The sequence below is a fragment of the Acinetobacter sp. YH12136 genome (assembly GCF_013418545.1).
GTDB classification, from domain to species: Bacteria; Pseudomonadota; Gammaproteobacteria; order Pseudomonadales; family Moraxellaceae; genus Acinetobacter; species Acinetobacter towneri.
Window position 1 is genome coordinate 87,369 of record NZ_VPBV01000008.1, and the last position, 17,870, is coordinate 105,238.

Sequence of the window (17,870 nt, forward strand, 5' to 3'; positions counted from 1 at the left end):
AAGTTATAAAAATTGCGCACAACATTGCTTAAATTTTTTACCCGAACCACAAATACACGGCTGTTTCATGGTCGGCTGTTGCCCTGTGGTCGGATCTAGAAAATACCAGCGTGCCTGATGTTGCACAAAATGGGAAATTTCATGGTGAATTTGCGCCTGCTTAGCATCATGGTAATGGGCTTTAAATTCAACTTGGGCATGGCTTTTATCTAACTTTTCATTGCTATTCAGCACTTCGAGCTTTAACCATTGATTCGACTTGCTCCAATCTGCAATTGCGCCAACATCCAGACTTGCCTGTTGTCCTAGCGCAGTGGTTTGCACAATATAATCAATTTGTTGTAAGGCAAAAGCACTATAGCGTGAACGCATGAGTTGGCTTGCAGTTTCCGCATGTGCCTGCCCTACGTGTAAAGGTTGGCAGCAGTATTGATAATCACCTTGCCCGCACGGACATGCCAAGTGATGCATAGAAAATTCCAGAAATTTAAATCAATAATAGGGTCTGTTGACACTTCGTCTATATTTGCAATTGCAACAGCCCCAAAACAGCCTGACAATGCAGGCTATTTTAGCGGAAGCACAAGACTGAAATGCAGTTTGGCGTTCAGTTTATGATGCGCTTGAAGATTCCTGCTGAATCAAATGCACTTTTTCAATTTTATGTCCATCCATGGTCACAATTTCAAAAACATAACCATCGGAAAGCAATTTCTCACCATTTTCAGGCAAACGTCCCAAATGGAATAAAATATAGCCTGATAAAGTTGAATATTGCTCGCTTTCATCCACCAAATCACGACCTAATAATAAAGATACGTGACGAATATCAATGGAACCATCTAGCAATAATGTGCCATCTTCCAAACTTTCAGCACTGGCTTCGAGAGCATCTTCATCTGGGAATTCACCTGCAATTGCTTCCAGAATATCAATAGGTGTGGCAACGCCTTCAATCGAGCCATATTCATTCAGCACAATCGCCATTTGCAGCGGTGCTTGACGCAATTGCTCCATCACCATCAAAACTTGGGCATTTTCATGCACAATCACGGGTTCACGCAAATGTGTTTCAAAATCCAGTACACTTGTTTCAATGTATTGATTCATGACTTTATGGGTTAAGACAATGCCTGAGATATTGTCCAGTTCACCACGTGCCACAATCACTCGTGAATGGGTCATACTTAATAATTGGCTGCGAATTGAGGCATCATCTTCGTCTAAATCAATCCATTCCAGTTCAGGACGTGGCGTCATCACCGATTTTACAGGACGCTCAGATAAGCCCAACACTCCTTGTACCATCACGCTGTGATAGACGCCATTTTCAGCATCAAAGACTTCATCAGCAAAGGCGCGGGTAGCCAAAACATCTTCGTTGATATGACTGCTTTCTGTCGTATTTTGACTTTTGCCACCTAACATCCGCATCACAGCCGAAGCAGTACGGTAGCGTAAATCGGTGGTGGTCACGGTTTTTTCCTGATTTCTGCGGATGGTTTGGTTCAGGAATTCAATCATCACCGAGAAGCCGATGGCGGCATATAAATAGCCTTTTGGAATGTGATAGCCAAAGCCTTCCACCACCAATGAGAAACCAATCATCATCAGGAAGCACAGGCATAGAATCACCACGGTAGGATGCTTATTGACAAAGTCCATGAGCGCTTTAGAGGCCCACAACATAATGCCAATGGCGATAATCACCGCAATCATCATGACCGATAAATGCTGCACCATGCCCACAGCGGTAATCACGCTGTCGAGTGAGAACACCGCATCTAGCACCACAATCTGCACAATCACCATCCAGAAAGTCGCGTGCACAGGGTTTTCTTCTTTTAGTGCTGGTTTGCCTTCAATGCGTTCGCGCAGTTCCATGGTGCCTTTAAACAACAGGAACACACCACCAAACAGTAAAATCAGGTCACGTCCAGAGAAAGGATGTTCAAAAATATGAAACAGTGGTTGGGTCAGAGTGACGACCCACGCGATAGAGGCGAGTAAAATCAGGCGCATCCCCAAGGCGAGAAGCAAGCCCACCACCCGTGCCGTATTGCGTTGTTCTGGCGGTAACTTTTCTGCCAAAATGGCAATAAACACCAAGTTATCAATGCCTAATACAATTTCGAGTACGATCAGGGTCAATAACCCAACCCACGCAGCGGGGTCAGACATCCATTCAAAGATCATGCGCTCTTCTCCTGAATATCATGGGTCAAACGTGCCACACGGCGATGACACTGAAAAGATAAGTTTGCTTGCTCTGGTTGGCACAGCATGTAATTTAAAAATATTCGTTCGGTGCGACTACTGCCACTGTCCATGACGATTCTATAGTTGTCAGACAAGCTTTGAGTATAGGAAAGTTTGCGCTCAGATTCATCCCCTTTTTGCGACATCGTCCACGTCAATGCAGCACTTTCACAAATCTTTGCAAATTGAACACTGCATACTGACGGGTTTGTCATATTTGAGCACTAAGCTAGAGCCAACAAAAAGAACATGCTATGGTGAAGAAAATAAATGAATAGCGAATTAAGAATGACCCAATATATCAATAATCCATCTCCTCAAACCTCTCAACCTTTGGTGGCATTGTACTGTGGTTCGCGCTCTGGCAATAACCCGATTTATCAGGAAAAAGCAGTACAACTGGCAAGAAAACTGGCCGAGCAAGGCTTTGGTATGGTCTACGGCGGTGCGAGTATTGGATTAATGGGTTTGGTTGCCGACACCGTTGTGCAACATGGTGGGCAAGCGGTGGGAGTAATTCCTGAATTTATGCTGGATTATGAAATTGCCCACAGTAATTTAACCGAGTTACACGTAGTCAAAAGCATGCATGAGCGTAAAGCGATGATGGCAGATCGCGCCAGTGCTTTTGTGGCGTTGCCAGGCGGCTTGGGTACTTTTGAAGAGATTTTGGAAATTGCCACTTGGGGGCAATTGAATCAGCACCAAAAACCGATGATTTTATATAATGTAAATGGCTTTTATGATGCGCTGATTCAGCAGTTAGATCATGCGGTGCACGAAGGTTTTTTACCACCACAGCACCGCGCTAAACTGATCGTGTGTAACCACTCCCATAAAATCATTAATGCTTTAAAGAATTTGGATGCTCCACCTCATTTTGTGGGTTAAACTTTTTTAGCTGCATGACATAGCAATAGAAAATAGCAGAGTAAGCGAGTCGGTGACTCGCTTTTTTTATTCACTGTTCATTGGTTTTACAGCATAAAAAAGAGAGCACCGAAGTGCTCTCTTTAATGGGTCATACGTTTTTAACTTTCATACATTTCCAGTATTTGAAATACTGTTAGTTAAGCTTGATTTGGTACACAGCAGTAGTTCCGCTGACTTCATTACCCACAACCAAAAGTGGCTTGCCGTTAGGTGAGTCTTTGGCTGCAATAAAGATTAAACCTTCAGGGCCGAGATTTGAATTTTCAACTGTAACCGCATTACCTTCTGCATCGAACGATGTATGGGTTTCACCAAACTTACGATCATTAAAATACTCAACAAATGATGCTTGAGTCGGTTGGGTAATGTCGTACACCATAATGCCACCCATACGCTCCAACCCAATGAAGGCATAGGTTTTTTGACCAATTTTACCTAAAGCGATGCCTTCCGGCTCAGGACCTTTATTGTCACTACGATCATCTGCACTTAATTTTTCATGATTGGTATTAAAGTATTCTGGAAATAATTTAGCAGCTTTACGTTCAAAGTCATTTTTTGAGTCCCAAACAATTTTCTTGGTTTTAGGATCTACAATACTGAACGAGCGACCACCATAAACATATAATTTGTCATAGGTCATGAAACCATCGCTGTCTAGCACAGGCTCACCATTTGTATCTTTCTTGTAACCTTGCGTCCAAGTAATCGTCAAACGACCCAATTGTGAATCTTTAATTAAATTATCTGCACAAACTTCATTGGCATCTGTAGTGGTACATGCTTTAAATACGTTTGAATCAAGCTTTGCGCCTTTAACCCCTGACTTTAATAGACGTAAATGCGCTGCATAATCGCCCATGGTACTGAAGCCTTTATTATTGAATAAGTGTTTAACACGAATTTCTTCTGCATAACCCTGAGTTATTTCATCCGTACCAAAATATAAGTCTTCATCAACCAACCATTCACGCGCATCACCTTCATTGGCAGTGACCAAGTAGCTTTGTCCATTGGCTTGATATTGCGCAATTGCATCTGGCATATACATGCCATATAAGCCTGGCCAAGCTTGAATATTAATCATCCCCTCATTTTTAGCACAGGCTGTAATCGTTTTACCGTTATAGTCTTGCTTACCAACAACACAATCACGATCACCTGCATCTAAAGCATTTGCAGCTAAGCCAAAGTTTTTATAACCCAATGGGAAAATATCGACCACTTGGTCTTGAATCAAATCAATCACAGCAATAGCATTGTTTTCTTGTAGACTTGCCCAAGCAGTTTTACCATCGTCACTCACCGCAATATATTCAGGCTCTAAATCTTGTGCGACAGTCGCATTTGGCCCAAAAATACGCACGCCCGCATCCAGCAATTCCTGCTTACGTGTATTCCATGCCTGAAAATCTGCAGTTTTTACAGTAGGCTTGTTAATATCAGTCAGATTAATAATACTGATCGAACCTTCTGGATCAATCGCATAGCCTTCATTTGGCTCACCTTCATTGGCAACCAAAACTTTTTTACCATCTGGGGTAAAAGTCAACATATCAGGCAATGCACCGACTTCAACTTTGCTGATAAAGCTCAGGTCTTTGGCTTTAAAGAATGCCACGATGCCTTTATCCGTTTTAGGGGTTGCCTGAACGGCTAAAGCGACAATACCTTGATGTACCGCAACACTATTAACTTCAGAATTCGCCAAATAAGTCTTGGCATCCAAGCTATTCAGCTTAACAGGTTTACTTGGGTTGCTTAAATCCAGTACATCGACCACACCACTTTTCGCATTGACAACAAATAAGCGTTTGCTTTGGGCATCATAAGCAGGAATTTCCGCAGCACTCGCACCAAAAACTTGTGCATCGTATTCCCCTAAACGCTCCAAACTAATTGTTGTTGGTGTTGCTTCTACCACTTCTTCTTTTACAGGGATAGGATCATTATTATCATTACATCCCACCATCCCCACAGACAATAAAGCCAACATTAATGCAGAAATTTGCGTTTTCATAAATTACTCATCATTTTTCTAAATGCACCCAACTTACAAACTCAAAGTGAATAATCGGTGATAAATAAATGACAATTTCATGGCATTTTCTTGAATTTTCGAACACTTTTCATGTTTTTACAGATGCAGTCCGTTAGATTGCAAAATGGTTTAAACTAGACCAAATGCCCATTTTGCCGAGTTATGAACCAAACACCGACCCATCAAGCCCTGCATCCTGAATACCGACTTTTGGTATTTCTGGTTTCAATTGGCTTTTTTATGCAGGCGCTCGACACCACCATTGTGAATACAGCAATCCCTGCAATGGCGAATAGCCTGCAGGAAGACCCGCTGCGGATGCACAGTGTTGTGGTGGCGTATGTGCTCTCGGTGGCAGCGTGTATTCCATTAAGTGGATGGTTGGCAGATCGTTTTGGGGTACGCAATACCTATTTTGCAGCGATTATCATTTTTACCCTTGCCTCTTTGGGTTGTGCCGCTGCGGCGAGTCTGAATGAATTACTGTTTTATCGGGTGATTCAAGGTATTGGTGGCGCATTGCTCTTGCCTGTCGGGCGCTTGGCGATGTTAAAAATCATTCCACGTACCCAGTTTTTATCTGCCATGAGCCTGATGAGTCTGGCAGGGTTGATTGGCCCCTTAATTGGCCCAACTCTGGGTGGCTGGTTGGTCGAAGTCGCCACGTGGCACTGGATTTTCCTGATCAACATTCCTATGGGCATCTTGGGCTGTTGGATTTGTATCAAAGCCATGCCAAATGTGACTGAAACTGAAGTTAAAAACTTTGATTTTCTCGGGTTTATCCTATTAGTTTTGGCGATGGCGGGCTTATCTTTAGGCATCGAAAATTTTGCCAATCCACAATATAACCTGCTTTGGAATTTTGCGTTAATCTTGGCTGGTGGTATTGCTGCAGCATGCTATGCTCGCCATGCTCACACCCATCAAAATGCCTTATTTCGCAGTGATTTATTTAAAAATCGCTTATATGCGATTGGTATTTTAGGTAACTTTTTTGCCCGCTTCGGGGGCAATGCCATGCCTTTTATCATGCCAATCATGCTGCAGGTGGCTTTTGGTTTTGAACCATTTATCACAGGTTTGATGATGATTCCAACTGTGCTTGGTTCTTTGGTATCTAAACCAATTATTCGGCCTTTAATTCAACGTTTTGGCTATCGGCAGTTTTTACTGACCAATACGTTATTGGTCGGGGCGTGTATTGCTAGTTTTGCGCTGACCACTGCTGAAACTGCGACTTGGTTACGTGCCTTGCATTTTTTTATATTTGGGATGCTTAATTCATTGCAGTTTGTGGGTATGAATACCTTTACACTCAAAGATTTACCTCAACAAGATGCCAGCAGCGGCAATAGTTTTTTATCCATGATTATGATGCTGTCGATGAGTATTGGCGTGGCATTGGCAGGTACTTTGGTGAATATGTTTAGTGCCTATTACGGCGCAGGACAGTTAGTCAGTGCCTTTCATGCCACTTTAATTTGTTTGGGTGTATTAAATATTTTGGCATTTTTAGTGTTTTGGAATATCCCCAAACACACGGCTGTTTAAAACGCCATTACCGAAAGCGCATGGTGCTACACCGCACTGCACGTTATGATATGACTTTGCTCCGCGAAGCTTTTTCAACATGCGCAAACCGTCCAATCAAGCTAAAAACTCAGCTTTTACACCGCACTATCGTATGACCATTGCGATGCTTGGCAGTGCTGTTTTGGCGATTTTATTGTATTTGGGTGTGTTGCGCCAACAACCTTCGGCAACCGAAGAATATCCGATTCAAGGATTTGACGTGTCACATCATCAAGGCGATGTTCAGTGGCATAAAATTTCCCCACAAAAATATGCCTTTGTCTATTTAAAAGCCACCGAAGGGGGCGATTTTAAAGACCGTAAATTTCAGGATAACTGGCTCAAAGCCCGTGAACATGGCTTTTTGGTCGGCGCCTATCATTTTTATCGCTTATGCCGTGATGGAGCAATTCAGGCAGAAAACTTTATTGCGACTGTTCCAAAAAAATCCGACAGTTTGCCACCTGTAATTGACTTGGAGTATGACAGCAACTGCATCAATACCTATAGCAAAGAACAGTTACTGCACCAAATTCAAATCATGCATGATGCGCTATATCAACATTATGAAAAACAACCGATTTTTTATGTATCTAAAGCCTTTTACAATATGGTATTAACTGAAAGCTTTAAGCAAACACCCCTTTGGGTCAGAGAATATCAGGGTAAACCACAACTGGCAGGTCAGCCAAAATGGTTATTTTGGCAACATACCAATCAGGGTCAAATAAAAGGTATTCACACCCCAGTCGACCTAAATGTTTTTTATGGCAATACCAAACAATGGCAGCATTTTTTAACAGACAACGCAATTCAACCCACAAGACTTGAACCGAACCAGAAAAAATAACAAGATAGCTGCATCACAATAAAAAAGTACCGTCATGAAAATTATGAAAGGGCTGCTTTGGGCTGCTCTTACGCTCAGCATTTGTGCAGGATTCGCACTGCTTTACCTATTACAACCCGCAGGCAAACTAGAACAATTTTCCGCATGGCAATATTCAACAAAAACCGCAAATGCCAACTTAAAAGTACATTATTTTGGCGTATCTACCCTATTGTTTGATGATGGTGAAAACCAAATTCTGATTGATGGATTTTTTAGTCGCCCCTCTCTTGCACAAGTCATGTGGAACAAGTTAGACAGCCAACCAGCCTTATTGCACAAGTTGATTCAACAGCATCAATTACAACGCACACGTGCGATTTTGATCACCCATTCGCATTATGATCACACGCTAGATTTGCCATTTTTGGCGCAGCAACTCAAACACAGTCAAATCATCGGTTCAGAAAGTAGTTTGAACATTGCCCGTGGTGCCGCAATTCCTGAATCTCGATTAAGCCTTGTCAATCCTGCCCAACCAATACAGATTGGAAAGTTTAAGATTACGGCTATTCCATCACAGCATACCCCTGCCACCGCTGTGAATAATGATTTAGGTGAACAAATTCAACAACCATTGTCCTTACCTGCCCGTTTTTATGAATTTAAAGAAGGCGGCAGTTTTGATTATTACATTCAGCATCCTGAACAGAACATTTTAGTCAAAGCCAGTACAGGCGCGATTTCTAAACAATTACAACACTTGCAGGTAGATACTTTATTTTTAGGGATTGCACAGCTCTCTAAACAATCGGTTGCTTTTCAACAGCATTATTTAGATGAAACTGTGGAAACGTTGCGCCCTCGTGTCGTGATTCCAATTCATTGGGATAATTTTTTCCAGCCTTTAGCGCGCCCTTTAGAGTTTTTGCCCCGCATTGCCGACCATAGCCCACGGAGTTTACAGCGTTTGATCGACTATGCAGAACAGCAATCGACACAGGTGATTTTGCTGAATAGCAACACGCCTTATCCGCTTGCTCCGATGCTACAACCGACTTCCTAAACATGCGATACTGTTGAAATCTAAACGCTTCATCTAGTTTGTGCCATGCGGAAAATCATTCATATTGATATGGATGCCTTTTATGCCTCTGTTGAGCTGCACAGTCGTCCTGAATTGCAGCATTTACCTGTGGTGATTGCTTCGCATCATCCTCGTGCTGTGATTGCCGCGGCATCCTATCCTGCGCGTGAGTTTGGTTTACGTTCTGCCATGTCGATGGCACAAGCCCGCAAACGCTGCCCGCAGGTGGTGGTACTCGAACCCAATTTTGCACTCTATCGTGAGGTTTCCACACAAATTCATCAGATTTTTCAGCGTTATACACCACTTATTGAACCCTTGTCTTTAGATGAAGCTTATTTAGATGTCACCGAAAATTTACAAGGTATTCCAAGTGCAACTGAAGTCGCAATGCGGATTCGGGCAGATATTTTTCAAAGTACAGGTTTAACGGCCTCGGCAGGTGTCGCACCGAATAAATTTTTAGCCAAAATTGCTTCGGACTGGCATAAACCCAATGGCATTTGCGTGATTAAACCCAGTCAAGTGCAGCAGTTTATTCAGGACTTACCCTTAAAGAAAATTCCAGGCGTAGGTAAAGTCACGCAGGAAAAATTAAAAAGCTTGAATTTAAATACCTTGGGCGATTTGCAACACATTGAAGAAAACCTGTTGATTCATCATTTTGGCAAATATGGAAAACGCCTGTTTTTATTTGCCCAAGGGATTGATGAACGTCCTGTGCAGGCAGAACGTGAGCGCCAGCAAATTTCCAAAGAAATCACCTTTGATGATGACTTAAACTTAGCCGAATGTGCAGCTTACTGGTCTAGCTTGATTGATCAGGTTTGGCACAGTTTAGTGAAAAAACAATATGTTGCACGTGGCGTATCGGCCAAATTGAAACTCAAAAATTTTCAGGTCTTACAACATAGCAAAAGTTTTAAACAGCCTCTTGAAACTAAAAATGATCTTGAAAAAGTCCTGCAGCTTTTGCTTCACGAAATGCATATTCCCGCACAGGATCAATTCCGTTTAATTGGGGTCGGTCTGTATCAACTCAGCCCTGCCGATGAGCAAGCACAACTATCTTTGCTGTAAATATCACAACTCATAAATATCACGGATTTTAAAGCGGTAAACTTCCCGCTCTACATAAAACATACCTAGCCAATACTTGCCGATGAATACTAAAGCCAACTTTTGTATAAATTTCAGCCAAAAGAATAAAAATAAGACAATTTACCCTTCACAGTTGTGCTTTTTAGAGTAATCTATGCGCGCGATGTATTTATCCGTACATACGCTGAGATGTCAAAAATCACCATTACTTTTGGCATACTTGTCCTGTGATTGGCGTGACGATCAAATCCGAAGATTACAGGACAACTCTGCGCTTGGCACTTCGCCGCTTTAATACCGCATCTCTCTTTTCCTCGTATTTTCCATTCAACTACTTTTTATTTTAAGCAGACTGCTGCCTGCATATTTTCCACGTGCTTGCCTGCCTCTATAATACCTCACGCTTTTTATACCTAATCGCTTGGCGCGAGGATTACACCCAATGGCTGTTCAACGTCTACATATTCAAAAACGTTATTCTGAAATTGCAATTTCTGGAAATTTAGTCCATTTGGCAGGGCAACTGGCAGAAGACACACAACAAGATATTGTGGGGCAAACCCAATAAACACTTGCCCTGATTGATCGTTTACTGGCAGATGCGGGTACAGATAAAAGTCACATCATGTCGGTGATGATTTTTCTAAAAAACATTGAGCGCGATTATGCCGCAATGAATCAAGTTTGGGATGCTTGGGTGGCAGATATACAAGCTTTACCGCGTACCTGCGTAGAAGCCAAGTTATACCATCCTGACGTTTTGGTTGAGATGACTGTGGTTGCAGTCAAACCTGAATAGCAACCCAACGTAAAATAGACATGATTAAATCAAGAGTCACAGCCAATTAAAAAAATCAGCATGTCATGGCGACATGCTGATTCATATTGTCTATCTAGTGACTTTAACGGCAAGCGTTTAGCCTAATACCTTCACTTTATGGCGTACAGAATGCGCTAAAAAATCATACTTCTTTAAGGCAGTATCCAAATCATCTAAATCTGCATAAGATGACGATGACTGCCCAAAAGCTTCGCGTAATTCGTGATATTCAGGCACATCTTCATAACGCAGCACTTTATAACCCGCCAAACGCAGCAATTCATCTTGGTATTGTGCATTGCGGCTACGTTTCAACATCAACAAATCATCTAAAGCCACAATTGCAACAACTTGATGATTGGCATCCAACACCACAAAATCGGCCATCATATTGCGGTATTTATGTCGAGTACGTGAAAATTTCGTGGTCAGCAAGGCATCAAAAGACACATGCGCCAAGATGATATGTTGAGGTAAAATTTCCTGCAAACGTGTATACGTCAGCTGTTCATTTAAGTTAAAAATTGCACGTTGCTTTAGTGCACTGTCCTGAGGTTTTTCTCTATTTTCCAAGCCCTTAACCGCCATCAAGAGAAAGAAAATCAGTATCAAAACCCCAATCAAAATATAAATGGTCATAATTCAATCCTTAAAATCATTTTTTATAGTTGTTTCGGCTTCATGCCGATTTTTTCATCAAATCAGTATATAACACGCTTTTATATTTAAACGTTCCATTTAAGAAACTACATGAAACATTGACAAAACCATCATAGAAACAGAAATTTTGTTTCACAAGCCTGCCTTTTGTCTAAGTGCTGTAGCATCTAAGCGTGTTTTTATCATTAGATACGAATACTGTATAGCATGCAAAAAAATAACAAAGCAATGCTTAACAGATTCGATTGTCGGACAATTCCGATGAAATGAAAAGCAAACAAAAAAGGCGCTGCAGCGCCTTTTGATGGATCTTAACTTCAAGTACTAAGCTTTCGATTTTGGCTTAGATTTTTTGTGTGAAAATGGACGTTTTTCACCTGTTTCACGTGGCGGCAAACCTGTGTGCTGAGTCAATATCTGCCCTTTCTTCGGACGATTACTGTTCTGAGCACGATTACCACTTTGCCCCGTACGTTTTTGTGAATCACCCGCGACAGTCGAGTTTTTCTTACGTGCCGTTTGATACTGTCCATCTGTGCCTTGCGGCTGATAGGTTGGAATCAGGTGCTGTTTAGAGTTCCCGATTAAATCTGCACGTCCCATTTCTTTTAAGGCTTCACGCAACAACGGCCAGTTGTTTGGATCATGGTAACGTAAGAAAGCTTTATGCAAACGACGACGTTTTTCGCCTTTGACAATATCCACATTTTCGGTATAACGCGCCACTTTGGCCAGTGGGTTTTTACCTGTGTAATACATGGTCGAAGCGGTCGCCATTGGCGATGGATAGAAAGTCTGTACCTGATCGGCACGGAAACCATTCTTTTTCAGCCACAACGCCAAATTCATCATGTCGTAATCGGTCGTTCCTGGGTGCGCAGCAATAAAGTACGGAATCAGATATTGCTCTTTGCCCGCCTCTTTACTGAAACGATCAAACATTTGTTTAAAACGGTCATACGTACCAATACCTGGTTTCATCATCTTAGATAATGGGCCTTTTTCGGTATGCTCAGGTGCAATTTTTAAATAACCGCCCACATGATGCGTCACCAATTCACGTACATATTCAGGGTTCAACACTGCCAAGTCATAACGTAAACCTGAACCAATCAGAATTTTTTTAATACCTTTCAGTTCACGCGCTTTACGATATAACTGGGTTAAAGGTGCATGATCGGTATGTAAGTTTTGACATACGCCCGGGAATACACAAGAGGGTTTACGACAATTCTTTTCAATTTCAGGGTCTTTACAATGCAAACGGTACATATTTGCAGTCGGGCCACCCAAGTCTGAAATAATGCCAGTAAAGCCAGGCGCAGTATCCCGAATTTTTTCCACTTCACGCAAAATGGATTCTTCAGAACGGTTTTGGATAATTCGTCCTTCGTGTTCGGTAATCGAACAGAAAGTACAGCCACCAAAACAACCACGCATGATATTGACCGAAAACTTGATCATATCAAAAGCAGGGAAACGTGCATTGCCATAAGATGGATGCGGCAAACGTGCATACGGTAAATCGAATACATAGTCCATTTCTTCCGTAGTCAACGGAATAGGCGGTGCATTCAACCACACATCACGTTCACCATGCTTTTGCACCAAAGCACGCGCATTGCCCGGGTTAGTTTCTAAATGCAAAATACGGTTAGCATGCGCATACAGCACAGGATCATTCACCACCTCTTCAAAAGAGGGTAAACGAATCACTGCCAATTCACGTGGCGGCAATTTGTGTTTAATTGCTTTAGAAGCAGGCTGTAATTGAACAATCTGAGTATCCGCATCTAGCTGATCGCCTTCACGCACAATTGGATTGCTGACCAGATCTTTCTGGAAATTTTGATATTGCGCAAGATTGTTACCCTTATCTTTTTCAATCTCACAACCGTCTAAATCTTCGGTCATCACATAAGGGTTGATGATTGGATCGACGCGGCCTACGCTGTCTACATCATTAGATGCAATTTCAACAAATTGAGCTTTAGACGCACGGTTATGTTTATTGATAATAAATGCTGTACCACGTACATCTGTAATTTCGTGGATTTTTTCACCTTTGGCCAAACGGTGCATCACTTCAATAATCGAACGCTCGCCATTGCCGTACATCAATAAGTCGGCTTTAGAATCCATTAAAATTGAGCGACGAACTTTGTCCGACCAATAGTCATAATGCGCAATACGACGTAGCGAGCCTTCAATCCCGCCCAGTAAAACAGGCACATCTGGAAAGGCTTCACGACAACGCTGACAGTACACCGTAGCTGCACGGTCAGGACGTTTATTCGGCTGATTGTCTGGCGAATAAGCATCATCAGAACGGATTTTACGGTCTGCGGTATAGCGGTTGATCATCGAGTCCATATTGCCCGCGGTGACACCCCAAGCAATGGTCGGCTTCCCTAAAACCCGAAAAGACTCCACATTGGTCCAGTCTGGCTGGGCGATGATCCCGACACGAAAGCCCTGTGCCTCAAGCACACGACCAATCACGCCCGATACAAAAGATGGATGATCAATATAAGCATCACCACAAACTAGAATAAAATCACAGGCATCCCAACCGAGCTGATCCATTTCTTCGCGTGACATCGGCAAAAATGGCGCAGGCTCAAAACATGACGCCCAATATTTGTCGTAATCAAACAACGCTTTGGGTGCGGTCTGAGCAGTATAAGCAGTAGACATGGCTGGCAATTCTCGGCTGGGAAGTGGAAGATCAAAAGTCGATCAAAGATGAAAGCCGACTATTTTAGCATGAATTCCATTCATCTTGCTTGATTAAAAAACACACAAAATCAGCAAACTATTTTTATATCCTAAGTTGGTATCTGAATAAGAAAAGCATAAAGGGATAAGCCTAAAGCAATAATCCTGAATGCTTATCGCAGCGCTGTTGGTTTAATCTTTAAACGCCACGCACCATAAAGCGCCACACCCAAGACTGCAGTCATCACCCATGTCAGACCAGACCATCCCCATTGTTCCCAAATCAATCCGCTACCACTGCCGAGCAAACTTGAACCCATGTAGTAGCTAAATAAATATAATGATGATCCCACTGCACGATACTGCAGTGCTTGAATCGACACCCAACTACTGGCAGTAGAATGTGCGGCAAAAAAAGCAAAGGTAAATAGCACCAATGCAGCCAATACGACGGCTAAATGTGCAATCGACATCAACCATAATGCGATCAACATTAGGACAATCACCATAGGCAACACACGTTCACGTCCAATACGATTGCCCCAGCTTGCTGCGCGTGGTGAACTGTAAATACCCGCCAAATAGGCAATTGAAATTACCCCAATCCAAACTTGAGAAAGCTCAAATGGTTTAGCCAATAAATAATAGCTAATGTAATTGAAAATACTAACGAAACAGCCCATCAGCAAAAAGCCCTGTAAAAACAGGATTCTTAATTTACGGTCTGCCAAATTGGCAACAAAAGCATCTCTAAACCGCGAGAAGCGAATCGGATACGCTGTAAAATTTTTCGATGCGGGCAGTAACATATAAAAGGTGATTGCAATCAGTAAGTTCAAACTACCAATAATTAAGGTTGCCGCTTGCCAAGAAATAAAATCGACCAAGACCCCAGCAATTAAACGTCCACCCATGCCACCAATGGCCGTACCCGAAATATACAGCCCCATAGCAAAACCAATATCTTGCTGTCGAATTTCTTCACCAATATAGGTCATGGCGACCGCAGCTACACCACTCACAGCAATGCCAATAAAAATTCGTGTGGTTAAAAAGAATGACCAGATTGGAAGTAAGGCACTCAGAATTAATAAAATGGCAGCTAAAAAAAAAGCCAAAACCATAATAGGTTTACGCCCAAAACGATCTGAAATAAAACCTGTGAAAAGCAAACCTATCGCCAAAGCCACAGTAGAAAATGACAGCGGGAAACTACTTTGGGTTGGTGTAACCGTAAAAAAATCGGCCAAAATTGGCATCATCGGTTGCACACAGTACAAGGTCGAAAAAGAAGCGAAACCCGCTAGAAACAACGAAAAAAGAATGGCTTTAAACGGCTTAGTACCATACTGAACATGAGATGCTGCAGCTAAATCAGACATATTTACTCCAATCACGCAATCAGTATACGCCTGTTTATGGACAAAAATAAGCTCGGTATTTTATCGTTTGCTCAAAAACAGCGTCAGTATCATTCATCACTTTGTCAGTTTTTGCTTACATGCACTGAAGCAAAATGAGGCTAGGCAGTATTTTGAGCTTACGGTATTCTTTAAAGCATAAGGAGACAGGATGTTTCCCAAACAGAAAACAACAATAATAGGTTTGAGCACCAGGATCGTGAGGTACGACAGGAGTTATACCTAAACACGAAATACAAAGAAACCCCGTCAGGATGATGGGGTTTCTTTTTATCTGTGTCTTGAGTATATAACTTTATCTATCATCACTTTCTATTTACACACCCCGTAATCAAAAAGTCCCCAAACAAGGTTGAGGACTTTTGAACTTAGCACATTACAAGTTTAAGCTTTGGCAGCAACTGCTTTGCCTGCTTTAATTTGCTCAGCTTCATCTTCACTCATAATCAAGGCAACCGCAATTGCAGTGATCAACACTGGCAAACCTACTGCCATAAAGTTGAAGTGTGCAGGTAAATTCATACCCAATAAGCCGCCAATTAAAATTGGACCCACAATCGCACCCATACGACCAATGGCAGATGACCAGCCAATACCTGTTGAGCGTACCGCAAGTGGGTAATATTGTGCCACATAGCTATACAACAACATTTGTGAACCAATAGATGCTGCACCCGCCAAGAATACTAAGATGTAAAGTAAGAATTGATTAGATTGGAAGCCCATGAGGCTCATCACCAATGCACCCATGATTCCCAAGAACATCAATACAGGTTTTAAGTGGAAACGGTCTGCTAAAATACCACCACCCACGATACCAACGACTGCACCTACGTTCATCACCATCATGAACATTAAGCTGTTGTCCATAGAATAGCCTGCCGCCATCATCAGTTTTGGCAACCAGCTGCTGAGTGCATACATGGTTAATAGACAAGTAAAGAACGCTAACCAGAACAATAAAGTATTCACTGCACGACCGCGTTTGAACAAGCTCACCACGTTAGCAGCTTCAGGCACACCAACCTGATACAATTCAAAAGTGGTGTCTTCGGTAATTTTTAAATCTGGTGCTAAACGCGCTACGATTGGACGGGCTTGATCTTGCTTATTTTCTTTGACAATAAAGGTTAAAGATTCTGGCAAGAATTTCCAAATCACAGGCAATAAAAACAATGGGATACCTGCAATAAAGAACATGATTTCCCAGCCAAAACTTGGGGTAAACCATGAGCCAAGTAAGGCTGCCATTACACCACCTACAGCATAACCACTAAACATAGTAGTCACTAAGGTGCTACGCATGGTTTTAGGTGCATATTCAGAAGTTAAGGCCACAAGGTTTGGCATTACACCACCAATGCCTAAACCCGCCAAGAAACGTAAAATCGCAAACTCAGTTGGATTAGAGGCGAAGCCACCTGCAAAGGTTAAACCACTAAACAGAACGATACAGATCATGATGACTTTCTTACGACCAATTTTATCGGCCAAAGAACCAAAAATCATCGCGCCAAACATCATACCTGCCAATGCAGTACTCGCGAGCATCCCCGCCTGAACAGCACTCAAGCCCCATTCATCCATCAATAATGGCAAAACAACGCCATTAATTGCCAAGTCGTAGCCATCAAATAAAATGATCAGTAGACACCATGCCACGACATTAAAATGAAATGGTTTGAATTTTGCGTGATCAATGACATCATTCACGTTAATTGCTTGATGTGCCATTCCTCACCTCCTGTGAGCTGTGTTTCAGTGAACTCAAATAGCGTTTTTTACAGTGAAGACTTTCATTTTTATCAGTCATCCATGTCCACTTTGCTATTCAAGTAGATTTTGTAACTTTCACACAAAACAAGGGAAATAAAAATTCAACATTAGTCTAAATCCTTTTATTAATTATGGATTTAATGTTGTTTTTACAAAATTAAAATGTGATTATTATTCTTAACATTTTATTTTATCCATAAAAAAACACCCCCAACGTGAGTTGAGGGTGTTTAGAATAATGAGCTGGCGATGACTTACTCTCACATGGGTAACCCCACACTACCATCAGCGCGAAGAGGTTTCACTTCTGAGTTCGGGAAGGGATCAGGTGGTTCACTCTTGCTATGGTCGCCAGCACAACTGTTTACGGAGACTTGCATTGGTCTTATTCACGATGGTGATGCACTGCGTTTTCCGAATCTGTAACAGATTGGGCTGTATTGGGTCTGAATTTTATTGTTTAGCGTTAACTAAATCAAGATCAGTCTGAATTGACTGATTGGATTTGAATCGATTGAGCATACAACCCCAACTGTTTGGGTGTTGTATAGTCAAGCCTCACGAGCAATTAGTATTGGTCAGCTTCACATATCGCTATGCTTCCACATCCAACCTATCAACGTCGTAGTCTTCAACGGCTCTTTAGGAGG

13 protein-coding genes, 2 rRNA genes and 1 pseudogene are annotated in these 17,870 nt (G+C 42.1%); 6 read left to right on the top strand and 10 right to left on the bottom strand.

Annotated features, from left to right (window positions below; translation table 11 throughout):
* Window positions 1–3: 3 nt before the first annotated feature.
* The 3 genes from FTU71_RS05610 to FTU71_RS05620 form a co-directional block, all read right to left on the bottom strand.
* Complete coding sequence (locus FTU71_RS05610; protein ID WP_096902249.1) at window positions 4–471, bottom strand: YchJ family protein; 468 nt, start codon at window positions 469–471, stop codon at window positions 4–6.
* A gap of 141 nt (window positions 472–612) precedes the next feature.
* The gene (locus FTU71_RS05615) at window positions 613–2,196 is read right to left on the bottom strand and encodes a TerC family protein (protein WP_180111619.1); all 1,584 of its coding nucleotides are present in this window, start codon (window positions 2,194–2,196) and stop codon (window positions 613–615) included.
* A complete protein-coding gene (locus FTU71_RS05620) occupies window positions 2,193–2,405 on the bottom strand; it encodes a hypothetical protein (protein WP_165492541.1) in 213 nt (70 codons plus the stop codon). Before FTU71_RS05620 ends, FTU71_RS05615 begins: the two co-directional genes overlap by 4 nt.
* A gap of 124 nt (window positions 2,406–2,529) precedes the next feature.
* Between FTU71_RS05620 and FTU71_RS05625 the strand changes: the two genes are divergently transcribed.
* Window positions 2,530–3,150, top strand: coding sequence for a TIGR00730 family Rossman fold protein (locus FTU71_RS05625; RefSeq protein WP_218945609.1), 621 nt, complete (start codon window positions 2,530–2,532; stop codon window positions 3,148–3,150).
* Between the two features lie 175 nt (window positions 3,151–3,325).
* On the opposite strand, the gene FTU71_RS05630 is transcribed toward FTU71_RS05625, so the two are convergent.
* Window positions 3,326–5,212 carry a choice-of-anchor I family protein gene (locus FTU71_RS05630; RefSeq protein WP_180111621.1) on the bottom strand — a complete coding sequence of 629 codons (1,887 nt, stop codon included), beginning with the start codon at window positions 5,210–5,212 and terminating at the stop codon, window positions 3,326–3,328.
* A 183-nt stretch (window positions 5,213–5,395) separates the two neighbouring features.
* On the opposite strand from FTU71_RS05630, the gene mdtD reads away from it, so the two are divergent.
* The 5 genes and pseudogenes from mdtD to FTU71_RS05655 all read left to right on the top strand — a co-directional run bounded on the left by mdtD (window position 5,396) and on the right by FTU71_RS05655 (window position 10,624).
* On the top strand, window positions 5,396–6,787 hold the full coding sequence (gene mdtD, locus FTU71_RS05635; protein ID WP_180111622.1) for a multidrug transporter subunit MdtD: 1,392 nt from the start codon (window positions 5,396–5,398) through the stop codon (window positions 6,785–6,787).
* 79 nt (window positions 6,788–6,866) lie between these two features.
* Window positions 6,867–7,658, top strand: coding sequence for a GH25 family lysozyme (locus tag FTU71_RS05640; RefSeq protein ID WP_180111624.1), 792 nt, complete (start codon window positions 6,867–6,869; stop codon window positions 7,656–7,658).
* 34 nt (window positions 7,659–7,692) lie between these two features.
* A complete protein-coding gene (locus tag FTU71_RS05645) occupies window positions 7,693–8,703 on the top strand; it encodes an MBL fold metallo-hydrolase (RefSeq protein ID WP_179993468.1) in 1,011 nt (336 codons plus the stop codon).
* A 45-nt stretch (window positions 8,704–8,748) separates the two neighbouring features.
* Window positions 8,749–9,804 carry a DNA polymerase IV gene (gene dinB / locus FTU71_RS05650; RefSeq protein WP_180111632.1) on the top strand — a complete coding sequence of 352 codons (1,056 nt, stop codon included), beginning with the start codon at window positions 8,749–8,751 and terminating at the stop codon, window positions 9,802–9,804.
* A 463-nt stretch (window positions 9,805–10,267) separates the two neighbouring features.
* Window positions 10,268–10,624: pseudogene (locus tag FTU71_RS05655) on the top strand (RidA family protein).
* A gap of 117 nt (window positions 10,625–10,741) precedes the next feature.
* On the opposite strand, the gene FTU71_RS05660 reads toward FTU71_RS05655, so the two are convergent.
* The 6 genes from FTU71_RS05660 to FTU71_RS05685 form a co-directional block, all read right to left on the bottom strand.
* Window positions 10,742–11,284: a DUF2726 domain-containing protein gene (locus tag FTU71_RS05660; protein ID WP_004975614.1), complete on the bottom strand. Its 543-nt coding sequence runs from the start codon at window positions 11,282–11,284 to the stop codon at window positions 10,742–10,744.
* 345 nt (window positions 11,285–11,629) lie between these two features.
* On the bottom strand, window positions 11,630–14,002 hold the full coding sequence (locus tag FTU71_RS05665; protein ID WP_180111634.1) for a YgiQ family radical SAM protein: 2,373 nt from the start codon (window positions 14,000–14,002) through the stop codon (window positions 11,630–11,632).
* 194 nt (window positions 14,003–14,196) lie between these two features.
* Window positions 14,197–15,405, bottom strand: a complete 1,209-nt coding sequence (locus FTU71_RS05670) for an MFS transporter (protein WP_180111636.1) — start codon at window positions 15,403–15,405, stop codon at window positions 14,197–14,199.
* Window positions 15,406–15,828: 423 nt separating this feature from the next.
* Entirely contained in the window at window positions 15,829–17,178 is a 1,350-nt protein-coding gene (locus FTU71_RS05675) for an MFS transporter (protein WP_096902259.1), read from the bottom strand.
* A 283-nt stretch (window positions 17,179–17,461) separates the two neighbouring features.
* Window positions 17,462–17,576, bottom strand: a 5S ribosomal RNA gene (gene rrf / locus FTU71_RS05680).
* A gap of 191 nt (window positions 17,577–17,767) precedes the next feature.
* Window positions 17,768–17,870: ribosomal RNA gene (locus tag FTU71_RS05685) — 23S ribosomal RNA — on the bottom strand; the annotation flags it as partial.